The 12,714-nt window shown below is 67.8% G+C and carries 14 protein-coding genes; 5 read left to right on the top strand and 9 right to left on the bottom strand.

Translation table 11 applies throughout. The features are described from left to right. Window positions 1-8: 8 nt before the first annotated feature. Window positions 9-491 (bottom strand): acyl-CoA thioesterase, encoded by a 483-nt coding sequence (locus tag ACLQ3C_RS00500; protein WP_425702468.1) that lies wholly within the window; start codon window positions 489-491, stop codon window positions 9-11. A gap of 255 nt (window positions 492-746) precedes the next feature. Between ACLQ3C_RS00500 and ACLQ3C_RS00495 the strand changes: the two genes are divergently transcribed. Both ACLQ3C_RS00495 and ACLQ3C_RS00490 read left to right on the top strand, forming a co-directional pair. Next, on the top strand, window positions 747-1,322 hold the full coding sequence (locus tag ACLQ3C_RS00495; RefSeq protein ID WP_425702466.1) for a GNAT family N-acetyltransferase: 576 nt from the start codon (window positions 747-749) through the stop codon (window positions 1,320-1,322). A 202-nt stretch (window positions 1,323-1,524) separates the two neighbouring features. Then, the gene (locus ACLQ3C_RS00490) at window positions 1,525-2,940 is read left to right on the top strand and encodes an NAD(P)/FAD-dependent oxidoreductase (RefSeq protein WP_425702464.1); all 1,416 of its coding nucleotides are present in this window, start codon (window positions 1,525-1,527) and stop codon (window positions 2,938-2,940) included. A gap of 8 nt (window positions 2,941-2,948) precedes the next feature. Here the strand turns inward: ACLQ3C_RS00490 and ACLQ3C_RS00485 are convergent, their stop codons facing one another. The 8 genes from ACLQ3C_RS00485 to ACLQ3C_RS00450 all read right to left on the bottom strand — a co-directional run bounded on the left by ACLQ3C_RS00485 (window position 2,949) and on the right by ACLQ3C_RS00450 (window position 9,382). Beyond that, on the bottom strand, window positions 2,949-3,722 hold the full coding sequence (locus ACLQ3C_RS00485) for an urease accessory protein UreD (RefSeq protein ID WP_425702462.1): 774 nt from the start codon (window positions 3,720-3,722) through the stop codon (window positions 2,949-2,951). Continuing rightward, window positions 3,723-4,412: an urease accessory protein UreG gene (gene ureG / locus ACLQ3C_RS00480; RefSeq protein WP_425702460.1), complete on the bottom strand. Its 690-nt coding sequence runs from the start codon at window positions 4,410-4,412 to the stop codon at window positions 3,723-3,725. It lies immediately after the preceding gene. Window positions 4,413-4,491: 79 nt separating this feature from the next. Further along, on the bottom strand, window positions 4,492-5,112 hold the full coding sequence (locus ACLQ3C_RS00475) for an urease accessory protein UreF (RefSeq protein ID WP_425702911.1): 621 nt from the start codon (window positions 5,110-5,112) through the stop codon (window positions 4,492-4,494). An 82-nt stretch (window positions 5,113-5,194) separates the two neighbouring features. Then, window positions 5,195-6,913 (bottom strand): urease subunit alpha, encoded by a 1,719-nt coding sequence (locus ACLQ3C_RS00470; RefSeq protein WP_425702458.1) that lies wholly within the window; start codon window positions 6,911-6,913, stop codon window positions 5,195-5,197. Continuing rightward, window positions 6,914-7,243: an urease subunit beta gene (locus ACLQ3C_RS00465; RefSeq protein WP_425702456.1), complete on the bottom strand. Its 330-nt coding sequence runs from the start codon at window positions 7,241-7,243 to the stop codon at window positions 6,914-6,916. Window positions 7,244-7,283: 40 nt separating this feature from the next. Beyond that, entirely contained in the window at window positions 7,284-7,586 is a 303-nt protein-coding gene (locus tag ACLQ3C_RS00460) for an urease subunit gamma (protein WP_425702455.1), read from the bottom strand. 129 nt (window positions 7,587-7,715) lie between these two features. After that, complete coding sequence (locus tag ACLQ3C_RS00455) at window positions 7,716-8,954, bottom strand: DUF6986 family protein (RefSeq protein WP_425702453.1); 1,239 nt, start codon at window positions 8,952-8,954, stop codon at window positions 7,716-7,718. After that, entirely contained in the window at window positions 8,951-9,382 is a 432-nt protein-coding gene (locus tag ACLQ3C_RS00450; RefSeq protein ID WP_425702452.1) for a PaaI family thioesterase, read from the bottom strand. Before ACLQ3C_RS00450 ends, ACLQ3C_RS00455 begins: the two co-directional genes overlap by 4 nt. Window positions 9,383-9,724: 342 nt before the next feature. Here ACLQ3C_RS00450 and ACLQ3C_RS00445 point away from each other — a divergent pair, with 342 nt between their 5' ends. The 3 genes from ACLQ3C_RS00445 to gndA all read left to right on the top strand — a co-directional run bounded on the left by ACLQ3C_RS00445 (window position 9,725) and on the right by gndA (window position 12,705). After that, on the top strand, window positions 9,725-10,123 hold the full coding sequence (locus tag ACLQ3C_RS00445; protein WP_425702450.1) for a BlaI/MecI/CopY family transcriptional regulator: 399 nt from the start codon (window positions 9,725-9,727) through the stop codon (window positions 10,121-10,123). Between the two features lie 47 nt (window positions 10,124-10,170). Next, window positions 10,171-11,124, top strand: a complete 954-nt coding sequence (locus ACLQ3C_RS00440; protein WP_425702448.1) for a M56 family metallopeptidase — start codon at window positions 10,171-10,173, stop codon at window positions 11,122-11,124. A gap of 126 nt (window positions 11,125-11,250) precedes the next feature. Next, complete coding sequence (gene gndA, locus ACLQ3C_RS00435) at window positions 11,251-12,705, top strand: NADP-dependent phosphogluconate dehydrogenase (protein WP_425702446.1); 1,455 nt, start codon at window positions 11,251-11,253, stop codon at window positions 12,703-12,705. Window positions 12,706-12,714 lie beyond the last annotated feature (9 nt).

Genomic DNA, 12,714 nt, shown 5'->3' with positions numbered 1-12,714 from the left:
TGACCCCGTCAGTTCTGCGGGCGTAGTTCCGGGATATCGGCCCGGTTGGTTTCGAGGATGTCGCGCGCGGACTGTGGGATGGCGGTGGGCCGGTTGGTCGTCGGGTCGACCGCCACCAGCGTGGTGCGGGCCAGGGCGCACAGTGTGCCGTCGGCAGCGGTGATGGTGGCACCGATGGTGTACGAACTGGTGCCGACCCGGGTGATCGCCTGCCGGACCACCACCGGCTCGAGGCTGTAGTACAGAGGTGCGCGGAACTCGACGTCTTGCCGTACCACCACCACGGGGAGCCGATCGATCCCCCCGGTGAACCATTGACCGAACGCCCGCACACGCCCCTCCTCGAACAGCCTGGAGACCTGGACGTTGTTCACATGAGCGTTGAGATCCATGTCACCCCAACGCAATTGGAGCTCGATCTCAAGGGGCGCGCCCGGCCCTGCTGCCGGCTCGGCGGGCCGGGAGTCGCCCGGCGGTGTATCGATGGCCACAAGAGGCAGCCTAGCGGGGCCCACCGACGGAAACGGCCGGGCCGGTTTCGCCGACATCGCACACTGCGCCGAACACGCCGGCGGGTCCGCCGCGACACACCCGCAAATGACGACGGAGGACCAACCGAGTCAGTACACTCGTGTCCCGAGCGGACCCTGCCGTGCGTGCCGATTGTGCACCGGTCGCGGGAGTCCACCAGCACACATCGGGGAAGCACACATCGGGGAAGCACGCATGAGGGCATTGGGGACCGGGTGATCATTGAGACGTCGCGGATGCTGTTGCGTCCGGTCGAGCGCGATGACATCGACGACCTGGTGCGCCTCGACAGCGATCCACTCGTGATGCGCTTCGTCAGCAGCGGTGATGCAACTCCGCGCAGCACCATCGAGGACTGGGTGGTACCGCGGGCCCAGACCGAGTTGCGCACCGGGCGGGGCGGGATGTGGACGGTGATCGACCGCCGCTACGGAGCCTTCCTCGGCTGGGTGTCCCTGCGGGCACCGCGGCATTCCAGCCGGCCCGAACTCGAACTCAGCTACCGATTGCGTCGCGAATATTGGGGCCGGGGTCTTGCCACCGAGGCGGCCCGCATCGTCACCGACCGTGCGTTCACCGATCTCGCGGCGCAGCGCCTGTTCGCCAGCGCCACATCCACCCACACCGCGTCTCGGCGCGTCATGGAGAAGCTCGGCATGCGCGTCTGTGGCATACACGTGGGCGACGAGTACGACCCGCACGGATTCGGCGAGGTCGAATACGACTTGTTGCTCGAGGACTGGCAGCGGCGCAACGCCGTCTGGCCGTCGTCGACCGATCTCACCGCCTGACACCTCGGCCGCCGCGCGGATCGCGCCGCGACCCGCGTCGGTGAGTGACGCCTCACCGCGACCGATCCATCGACGAGGACTACCGTGGGAAACCGTGCGCACGTGACCGCGTTCGTACACGATGGCAAGTAGCGCCCGGCAACAACCGAGCGCTCATGTCCACCATCGGGCATCACCACAATCGAGTAGGAGACGTTCTCGGATGAGCAGTCCCACCCCGACTTCGGCACGTCCTCACGTCGTCATCATCGGCTCCGGCTTCGGTGGTCTCTTCGCAGCCCAGCGGCTCGCGAAGGCGGACGTCGACGTCACGCTCCTCGCCAAGACGACTCATCACTTGTTCCAGCCGATGCTCTATCAGGTCGCCACCGGAATCGTCGCCGAAGGCGAGATCGCCCCGGCGACCCGCGTGGTGCTCCGCAAGCAGCACAACACCAAGGTGCTCATGGGTGATGTCTTCGAGATCGACCTGACGGCCAAGACCGTGACATCGCGACTGTTGGAGCGCGTCACCGTCACCCCTTACGACAAGCTCATCATCGCCGCCGGCGCCGACCAGTCCTACTTCGGCAACGACCACTTCGCCGAATATGCGCCGGGCATGAAGACCATCGACCACGCGCTGGAGTTGCGCGGGCGCATCCTGGGGGCGTTCGAGCAGGCCGAGTTGTCCGACGATCCCGCCGAACGCGCCAAGCTCCTGACCTTCGTGGTCGTGGGCGCCGGACCGACCGGCGTGGAGTTGGCCGGCCAGATCACGGAGATGAGCGACAAGACCCTCAAGGGCGCCTTCCGCAACATCGATCCCACCGAGGCACGGGTGATCCTCCTCGATGCGGCACCGGCGGTGCTGCCCCCGTTCGGAGAGAACCTCGGCCGCAAGGCCGCGGCGCGGCTGGAGAAGATGGGCGTCGAGATCCAGCTCAACGCGATGGTCGTCGACGTCGACTACGACGGACTCGTCGTGAAGGAGAAGGACGGCACCACCCGCCGGATCGAATCCCAGTGCAAGGTGTGGTCGGCAGGGGTGCAGGCCAGCCCATTGGGCAAACAGCTCGCCGAACAATCCGGCGTCGAACTCGACCGCGCGGGCCGGGTCAAGGTGCGAGCCGACCTCACCATTCCGGGTAACCCGGATGTCTTCGTCGTCGGCGACATGATGGCGGTCGACGGGGTGCCAGGCGTCGCACAGGGTGCGATCCAGGGCGGCCGGTACGCTGCCGATGCGATCAAGGCCGAGCTCAAGGGCCAGACGCCGGATCAGCGCAAGCCGTTCAGCTACTTCGACAAGGGGTCGATGGCCACCATCTCCCGCTTCAGTGCCGTGATGCAGGTGCCGATCCCGGGAACCAAGAAGAAGTTCGAAACCGAGGGCTACTTCGCGTGGCTGGGCTGGCTTGCACTGCACCTGGTGTACCTCGTCGGGTTCCGCAACCGGCTGAACACCTTGATCAACTGGTTCTTCGCGTTCACCACGCGCGGTCGCTCGCAGCTCGCGGTGACCGAGCAGCAGGTATATGCCCGTACCGCGATCGGTGCACTATCGGCCCTGGAGAAGAAGCCGGTCGAGGAAGTCGAGGCGGCCTCCGCCGGGGCCGACGACACCGCCGCGAGCTGATCGCGCCGCTACCTCCAGCACCCGCCGGTATCGCTGCGCGAGTCGGCGGGTGCTGTCGTCTGTCGAGATCGCTGGTGGTCGATGAGCGTGGCCACCTCGAGGGCATCGCAACGGGCCCGTCCCTGCGCGAGACCTTCGCTGAGTGACGTGGTCAGCGTTGCGTCACCGGCCAACGCCAGTCGAGCAGCGAAATGGGTGGCGTCGACCACGGCCGGGCGGGTGTCCGGATAGCGGAAAACACTGGTGATCGTCGTCAATCCGACTGCAGCCGAGGCGGATCCGCTGCCCAGCGCCAGACCGTGCCGCAGGATCGGACGGTCGCCGACGTCGACGTGCAATCGGCCGTGCCACCGCCCGGTCGCGTCGTCGGGGTGGTGCGACGCGGAGCGCCCGATCTGGATGTGCTCGTGCAGATCGATCATCGCGTCGGCATCGGCGTACACCTCGATGACGGACTGGTGATCCGCGCCGCCGGCGATCACCGTCGGCTGGGGATCGAGGCGCAGCCGTGCGCCGGCGCCGACCTCGATCCGCCAGTGCGACGTCGAGTCGACCCGATCGGCCGCGGGCAGTGCGATGGTGGCGGCCACCGAACCCAGGTCGAGGGCGGCACCCGGGCCGAGCCGCACCAGCACCTCGATGTGGTCACCACCGAGGGGCGTGGCGGCGGTACCGACGAGATGCGCCGAAGCCGCACCCGTCTGACGCACCGCCAGTCCGCCGGTACATCGAATCCGTGGCGAGCGCCGCGCCTCGGCGACGATCTCGACCTCGGTGTGCACCTATCCGCCGACCGTGGCGGCCTGCGCGAGATGTCCACGCACCCAGGCGAGTACGTCGGTGGCAGCCGGGTCGTCGGTCAGCGAGATCATCGCGGTCGGACGGCCCTCGCGTACCTTCTCCGCGTCGCTTCGCATCACACCGAGATCGGCACCGACCCGCGGCGCGAGGTCGGTCTTGTTGATGACGAGCAGATCCGAGAAGGTCACCCCCGGACCGCCCTTGCGGGGCACCTTGTCACCGCCGGCGACATCGATGACGAAGATCTGGACGTCGATCAGTCCGGTGGAGAAGGTGGCGGTCAGGTTGTCGCCACCGGATTCGACGAGGATCAGATCCAGCGGCGGATTGGCCGCGATCAGGTCGTCGATGGCATCGAGATTGGCGGTGATGTCGTCGCGGATCGCGGTGTGCGGGCAACCGCCGGTCTGCACCGCGGTGATGCGTTCGTCGGGCAGCACGGCGTGCCGGCGCAGGAAGTCGGCGTCCTCGGTGGTGTAGATGTCGTTGGTCAACACCGCCACCGACAACTCCTCGCGCAGTTGCCTGCACAGGGCGGCGACGAGCGCGGTCTTACCGGAACCGACCGGACCGCCGATGCCGATACGCAGTGGCTCACCTGGTTCCCGGTGCCGACGCGGGCGCTCGAGGCCGTGGTCGTGTGGTTCTCCGTCGATCAGATGCGGGGGCATGGGCGATCCTCTCTGGTGGCGATGTGACGGGCGATCGTTCGGCCGGCGGCCGAGCGAATCCGGTTCAGCGCGTGAACATTCAACTCATGAACAGGGGCATCGGGCGGGTCTCGTGCCGTTCGGCGAAGACATCGAGAATCGGGTCGGACAGGTCGGCGAGCCCGGTGGCGGCCTGCGCGGCGACGGCCTCGCATTCGGCCCCGAGGTCGACGATCATCAGCGCGACGTCGGCCGGATCGAGCGCCAGCAGGCGCTGCCCGGCGGTGGCCGAGCCGCTGACGGTCGTGTAGACGAGGACGAGTGCGGTATGAAACCCCGACAGTGCCGACGCGCGGCCGACCGACCCGCTGATCACCGGTAGATGGGTGGCCGGCCGGTGGCCGGACCAGTCGGCGCCGGGCCACATCCGCCGGGCCAGGCGGACCATGCCGCGCCCCTGTGCGAGGGACGCCTTGCGGGCCGCCGACGACGGGGTACGTGCATCGGTCTCGATCTGGGCGGTCGGCACGTCGAGCGCGCCGTCGGCGACCGCCGCCGCGATCGACGCCGACACGAGTCCGGTGGTGGTCAACCGACGGTGCAGAAATGCGGCGAGATCGCCGACACTTCGGACGAAGCCGTCGGCGATGGCCTGCTCGACGCCCCCGGAATGGACGTGACCGCCCACCGGCAAGCGTGAGTCGGCCAATGCCAGCATCATCGCCAGTGGCGACGACGGCCGGCCGGAGCCCGCGCCGAGCGGGCCGGAATCGGAAGACCAGGAGTCGATGATCACCGGCACCTCAGAAAAGGAAATAGCGTTGCGCCATCGGCAATTCCGCAACCGGCTCGGCGTCCCACACCTCGCCGTCGACCCGAACGGTGAACGTGTCGGGGTCCACTTCGATGCTCGGCGTGGCGTCATTGCGCGGCATGTCCGCCTTGCCCACCGAACGGGTGTTCTTGACCGGAGCCAGGCGCCGCCGGATGCCGATGCGTTCGGCGAGATTCTCGTCGCAGCCCGGCGCGACGAAGGTGATCGAGGTGTCCGCAGCCGTCGGCGCGGCCGCACCGAACATCGGCCGCGGCAGGACCGGCTGTGGCGTCGGGATGGACGCATTCGCGTCGCCCATCTGTGCCCAGGCGATTGCACCGCCCTTGATGACCAGATCGGGCTTCACGCCGAAGAACGCGGGGTTCCAGAGCACGAGGTCGGCGAGCTTGCCGACCTCGACCGAACCGATCTCGTCGTCGAAGCCGTGCGCGACGGCCGGGCAGATCGTGTATTTGGCGATGTAGCGCTGCGCCCGGTTGTTGTCGGCCCGGCCATCGCCGGCGAGCGACCCGCGTTTGCGCTTCATCACGTGCGCGGTCTGCCAGGTCCGCAGCACCACCTCGCCGATGCGGCCCATCGCCTGGGCGTCCGAGCCGATCATCGAGATCGCGCCGAGGTCGTGGAGGAGGTCTTCGGCGGCGATCGTCGACGGCCGGATGCGGCTCTCGGCGAAGGCGAGATCCTCGGGCACCGTCGGATTGAGGTGATGGCACACCATCAACATGTCGAGATGTTCGTCGAGGGTGTTGACGGTGTGCGGGCGCGTCGGGTTGGTCGAACTGGGCAGCACGTTGGCCGCGGCGGCCACCGTGATGATGTCCGGCGCGTGCCCGCCGCCCGCGCCTTCGGTGTGATAGGCGTGGATGCTGCGTCCCGCGATGGCGCCCAGCGTCGACTCGACGAAGCCGGCCTCGTTGAGCGTGTCGGAATGCAGGGCGACCTGCACCCCGGTCTCGTCGGCGACGCGCAGACAGGCGTCGATCGCCGCCGGGGTACTCCCCCAGTCCTCGTGCAGCTTGAAACCCGATGCGCCGGCACGGACCTGCTCGCGCATCGCCTCGGCACTGACGGTGTTGCCCTTGCCCAGCAGGGCGATGTTCATGGGCCAGTGATCGGTGGCGGCGAGCATCGACGCGAGATGCCAGGCGCCCGGGGTGACCGTCGTGGCCTTGGAGCCCTCGGCCGGCCCGGTGCCACCACCGACCAGAGTGGTGATCCCGTTGCCCAGCGCCTCGTCCATGATCTGCGGACAGATGAAGTGGACGTGACAGTCGATGCCGCCGGCGGTGAGGATCTTGCCGTTTCCCGCGATGATCTCCGTCGACGCCCCGATCACCAGGTCGGGATGCACCCCGTCCATCGTGTCAGGATTGCCGGCCTTGCCCATCGCCACGATCCGGCCGTCTCGAATACCGATGTCGGCCTTGATGATTCCCCAATGATCGAGGATCACCACACCGGTGATGACGGTGTCCGGCGCGCCGTCGGCCCGGGTCGCGCGGCTCTGCCCCATCGATTCGCGGATGACCTTCCCGCCACCGAAGACCGCCTCGTCACCGGCCGAACCCGGTCCGCCGCTGCGGTCCTCGGTGACCTCGATGAGAAGGTCGGTGTCGGCCAGCCGGATCAGGTCACCGGTGGTGGGTCCGAAGAGTTGTGCGTAGCGATCGCGCCCCAGCGTGGCCATCTAGTCGATCCTCCCGGGTGCGTCGAGCGAGATCCCGTGTACCTCGCGAGTGCCGCCGAGCGGGACGAGCGAAACCGTCATCTCGATGCCCGGCTCGAAGCGCACCGCTGTTCCGGCCGGGATGTCGAGACGTCGTCCGCGCGCGCGGGCACGGTCGAAGTCCAATGCCGGGTTGGCCTGCAGGAAGTGGACGTGACTACCTACCTGGACCGGCCGGTCGCCGCGATTGACGACGCCGAGAGTGACGGTATCGGCACCCGCGTTGAGTTCTATGGTGCCGTCCGCGACGATCACCTCGCCCGGCACCAGCGCCGAGATCTTCTCCGACATTTATGTGCGTCCCTGTCTGATGAGTACCCGACCGGCGAGATCAGCCGATCGGGTTGTGCACGGTGACCAGCTTGGTGCCGTCCGGGAAGGTCGCCTCGATCTGCACGTCATGCAACATCTCCGGCACGCCATCCATGACGTCGTCTCGGCTCAGGACCTCGCGTCCGCTCGCCATCAGTTCGGCGACCGACCGGCCGTCCCGCGCGCCCTCGAGGACGTGATCGGTGATGATCGCGACCGACTCGGGATGATTGAGCCGCAGGCCGCGCCCTTTGCGGCGGCGGGCCAGCTCGGCGGCGTACGAGATCAGCAGCCGTTCCTGCTCATGCGGCGACAGTCGCACCGGTCCCCTCACTTCCCCGTGTGGGCTTCACTGTTCGATTCGAATTCACCTCGGCGCAACCCTGGTGCGCGTCGGCTCCGTCATCCTGCCACGACTCGGGGCACTCGGCGCGGCGAGCGAGTGCGGCGCTCAGTCGGGCGTCAGCGCACCGCCGCCTGCGGCCAGTTCGGCGAGCCGCTGCACCGTGCACAGGGGTGCGAGATCGGTCACCTCGTCGGCGGTGAACGCGCCCGCGGCCAGGCCGCGTCGGATGACCAGAGCCAAGGACATCGCGGTCGCCGGCTCGTCGACGACGTCACCGCTGCGCCGCTCGAAATAGGCCTGCAGGCGCGCGGCGGCGGCCGGCATCGCCGTCCGATAGAAACCGGTGACGGCCAGCCAGCGGGTGACCAGATGCCCCGGATGCATATCCCAACCCTGATAGAAGCCGCGTTCGAGCGATCGCGTGACCAGCCGATGGTGCCGACGCAGGGCGGCGTCGATCTGGTGGGGACTGCCGGTGGGCATCACCTGGGTCGACCCGTCGCTGATCCACACGCCGGTTTGCGCAGCGGCGACCTGCATCACGGCCTTCGCATGGTCGGCGACGGGGTGTTCGAGCGATTGCTGCGCGGACACGATGCCACAGGCCGCGCTGTAGTCATAGGTGCCGTAGTGCAGCCCGACGATGCGCGGCGCGCCGCGGTGGATGGCCTGCGCGAGCGTCGCGCGGCCGTCCGGACCGAGAATTGCCTGGGGGATCTCGATCTGCAGCTCGACGCGCAGCGCGCCCTCGGCGAGCCCGTGGATCCGCTCGAATTCCGCACACAGCACATTGATGGCGTCGACCTGGCGGACGTCACGCAACTTGGGCACAGTGATGACGAACCCCGGCGGGACGCCGCCGGCCGCGTCGAGGACGAGTTCCAAGGTGCGGATCCCGCGTCCCCGCTCACGTGCCCCGAGCCCTTTCGCCCGGACCCCGGCGAATCGCGGGGCCCAGGTCCGCTCGGCCGCCCACCGGGCGAGGATCGTGCCGGCCCGCCGGGCGTCGGCGTCCTCCCGAACGTCGCCACGCCATCCGTATCCGTCTTCGAGATCTATGCGCAGATCCTCGATCGGAGTGGTGGCGAGCCGGTGCCGGGTGATCTCGCGCACGTTCGCGTCGGCGAGATCGGCGACTGCCGGGGCCGTGGCCTCGAGTTCCAGCGCAACCGCCGACCACTTCCGAGGGGTATCGACATCGACGTCGGCGGCACTGACATAGACGGTGTGAACGGGCTGCGACTCGTCACGGTCACCGGGAAACCAGCGATCGAGGTCGGTGTCGACCGGCTCGAGCACATCGTCGATGCGGGCGCGAACCTCGTCGGCGATGCCGCCGGTCACTGCCGCTCGCCGTCGGGCAGTTCGATGTTCTGCAGCCGCACCTGGCTGCGTGCGACCAGGCGGTCGGCGTCGTCGAACATCTCGACCGCCCACAGCTGCTGACGCCGGCCGCGATGAATGGGACTGGTGCGGGCGGTGATGGTGCCGGCGCTGATCGAGCGGAGGAAGTCGGTGTTGTTGTTGACCCCGACCGCGGTGCCGCCGATGCCGGTTTCCTGCAGCCAGTGGTAGCCGCTCATGCTGGCCGCGCTCTCGGCGACGGCGCAGTACACGCCTCCGTGGACGATGCCGAAGGGCTGATGGTGTTTCGGCCCGATCTCCAGCGTGGCGACCAATCCGTCGATCGTCACGGTCTCGATCACGGTGCCCAGCGCGCCGTCGAGGCCGATCTTGCCTGTCGCCTTCACGAATTCGTCATTGCTCGTCATGGTGACAAGCGTGTCATGCCCGGTTCGCCGAGGCGGCACGGACGGTGTCCGCATGGGAACGACATCGGATCGGAAGGGGCAAAAATGCCTTACAGGAACCGGTAGGCCCCACACCTCGTTGACGTGTGGGGCCTACCGCGGTGTGGGCCGGGGGTCTCTGCAGCCCTCAGGACTCTCACGCGGCCCAACGGGAGTTAATGTAGGCTAGCCTTACCGCCAGTGTCAAGCGTTGGGGAATACCGCGGGGAAGCTGCACGTCACACCACACAACAGCCGACGTCGAGGCGACACAGCAGAAGCACCGACAAGTCGGATGCGGCATCGAGGAGAAGTGACAGTAAAATGCGAAAGATGAACGGATTGGGAGACCTCGAACGGGCGGTCATGGACACCCTGTGGAGCACTCCTACCCCACAGACGGTGCGCCAGGTCCACGAGTCGTTGTCGGAGAACCGGTCCCTGGCCTACACGACGGTGATGACCGTCTTGCAACGTCTGGCGAAAAAGAACCTGGTCACCCAGATCCGCGAGGATCGGGCCCACAAGTACGTGCCCACGCACCCGCGTGAAGATCTCGTCGCCTCCCTGATGGTCGATGCGCTCAGCGAAGCCGACGCCTCCGGATCGCGACACGCGGCGCTGGTGTCGTTTGTCGGGCGCGTCGGTGCGGACGAGGCCGCAGCACTGCGTCTGGCGCTCGATGAGCTCGAAGCCGCACGAGCGCCCCACGAAACCGGTTAGATTCACCTGAAACAGCCTGATCGGCCCAACCGCGAGGACAGCCAACGATGACCGCCCTTCTTTTCGGCATCCTGACGTTGCTGTTGGTCGGCCCGGTGCCGGATATCCTCTCTCGTGCCTCCTGGCCGATCCGCGCCCCCCGCGCGGCCATGACCCTGTGGCAGGCCATAGCTCTGGCCGCCGTGCTGTCGGCATTCAGTTGCGGGCTCGCCATCGCCGCCAACCTCCTCGCGCCCGGGGCCGATGGAGCCCCGACCACCCATCCGCTCCATGAAATCGAGCGACTCGGTGCGCCGCTGTGGTCGGTCTATGTGGCGGTGTTCGCGCTGACGCTGCTGATCGGGGCGCGGCTGCTGTTCACCGTGGTGCGGGTCGGGGTACGTACCCGTGCACGGCGCGCCAACCACCGTCAGTTGATCGATATCCTCGACGCCTGCGATCGATCCGATCACACACATCCGCTCTTCGCCCGCGACATCCGCATGCTCGACGTGAGTGAGCCCCTCGCCTATTGCCTGCCCGGGCTACGTCAACGCGTGGTGCTCTCCGAGGGCGTCGTCTCCCGCCTGACCCGCGACGAGCTGATCGCCGTCATCGCCCACGAACGAGCGCACCTACGTGCCCGACACGACCTCGTTCTCGAGGCCTTCATCGCGTTGCACGAGGCGTTCCCACGGTTCGTCCGCAGCAGTTCGGCGCTCGACGCGGTCAAACTGCTCGTGGAGGCGCTCGCCGACGATCAGGCCGTCCGCGCGACCGCGCCGACCACGCTGGGCCGCGCGCTCGTCGCGTGCGCCGATGCGGTCGCGCCGCGTGGGGCGATGGCGGTGGGTGGCCCGACCACCCTGACCCGCGTGAACCGCCTATGCCACGACCGGCCGACCCCGTTTCTGGCGATGGCCGCTTATGCCGCGGCGATCGCCATTCTCGCGGTGCCCACACTGGCGGTCGCGATCCCGTGGCTCACCGAGATCAGCCGCCTCCTCACTGCACACCGCTGAAATTTGCGCCTGATCATCGCCCGTCGCGGCCCCGCGTCGTCGGCAGATCGGCGCTCGACTCGTGTCGACGATGACATGGGCACCCGGCGACACACCGTCGCAGCCATGAACCCATAGGCTGGAGCAATGACCAACCCCGCCACCTCCCCAGCTGCCAAGGCTCAGATCGGTGTCACCGGTCTCGCCGTCATGGGTTCCAACATCGCCCGCAACTTCGCGCACCACGGATACACCGTCGCGCTGCACAACCGCAGCATCGCCAAGACCGACGCCCTGATCGAGAACCACGGCAGCGAGGGTTCGTTCATCCGAACCGAGACCATCGCCGAGTTCATCGACGCACTCGAGAAACCACGCCGGGTGCTGATCATGGTGAAGGCCGGCGACGCCACCGATGCGGTCATCAACGAACTGGCCGACGCCATGGAGACCGGCGACATCATCATCGACGGCGGTAACTCGCTGTACACCGACACGATCCGCCGCGAGAAGGCAATGGCCGAACGCGGGCTCCACTTCGTCGGCGCCGGGATCTCCGGCGGCGAGGAGGGCGCCCTCAACGGCCCGTCGATCATGCCCGGCGGGCCGGCCGAGTCCTACAAGTCACTCGGCCCGTTGCTGGAGTCGATCTCGGCCCACGTCGATGGCGAACCGTGCTGCACCCATATCGGCCCGGATGGCAGTGGGCACTTCGTGAAAATGGTCCACAACGGCATCGAATACGCCGACATGCAACTCATCGGCGAAGCCTATGACCTGATGCGCCGGGTGCTCGACCTGCCGGTCGCCGAGATCGGCAATGTCTTCTCCGGCTGGAACACCGGAGACCTCGAGAGCTACCTGGTCGAGATCACCGCGCAGGTTCTCGCGCAGGTGGACGCCGACACCGGCAAGCCGCTCGTCGACGTCATCGTCGACGCAGCGGGCCAGAAGGGCACCGGCCGGTGGACGGTCAAGTCGGCACTCGATCTGGGTATCCCGACGACCGGTATCGCCGAGGCCGTGTTCGCCCGCGCCCTGTCCAGCGCCACCGACCAGCGTGCCGAGGCCCGGGGACTGGCCGGCGGTTCGCCGGGTGCGGCTCCGAGCGACAAGGCCGCCTTCATCGACGACATCCGCGCAGCGCTCTACGCATCCAAGGTCGTCGCCTACGCCCAGGGATTCGATCAGATCGCGGCGGGCAGCAAAGAGTACGGATGGGACGTCGATCCCGGATCGCTGGCCACCATCTGGCGTGGCGGGTGCATCATCCGCGCGCAGTTCCTCAACCGCATCCGCGAGGCCTACGCCGACAACCCGGACCTGCCGAGTCTGCTGTTGGCTCCCTACTTCCGGGAAGCCGTCGAATCCGGGATCGACGCCTGGCGGCGGGTAGTGGCGATCGCGGCCACCGTCGGCGTACCGGCACCGGCGTTCTCGTCGTCGCTGTCGTACTACGACGCCCTGCGCAGCGAACGGCTGCCTGCCGCCCTCACCCAGGGCCTGCGCGACTACTTCGGCGCACACACCTATCAGCGCATCGACAAGCCGGGCACCTTTCACACGCTGTGGGGCGGCGACCGCAGCGAGGTGGAGCAGTAGAAAGGGCTC

This window comes from Gordonia sp. DT30 (assembly GCF_049844915.1).
Taxonomy (GTDB): domain Bacteria; phylum Actinomycetota; class Actinomycetes; order Mycobacteriales; family Mycobacteriaceae; genus Gordonia.
This window is presented reverse-complemented; position numbering and strand designations above follow the sequence as displayed.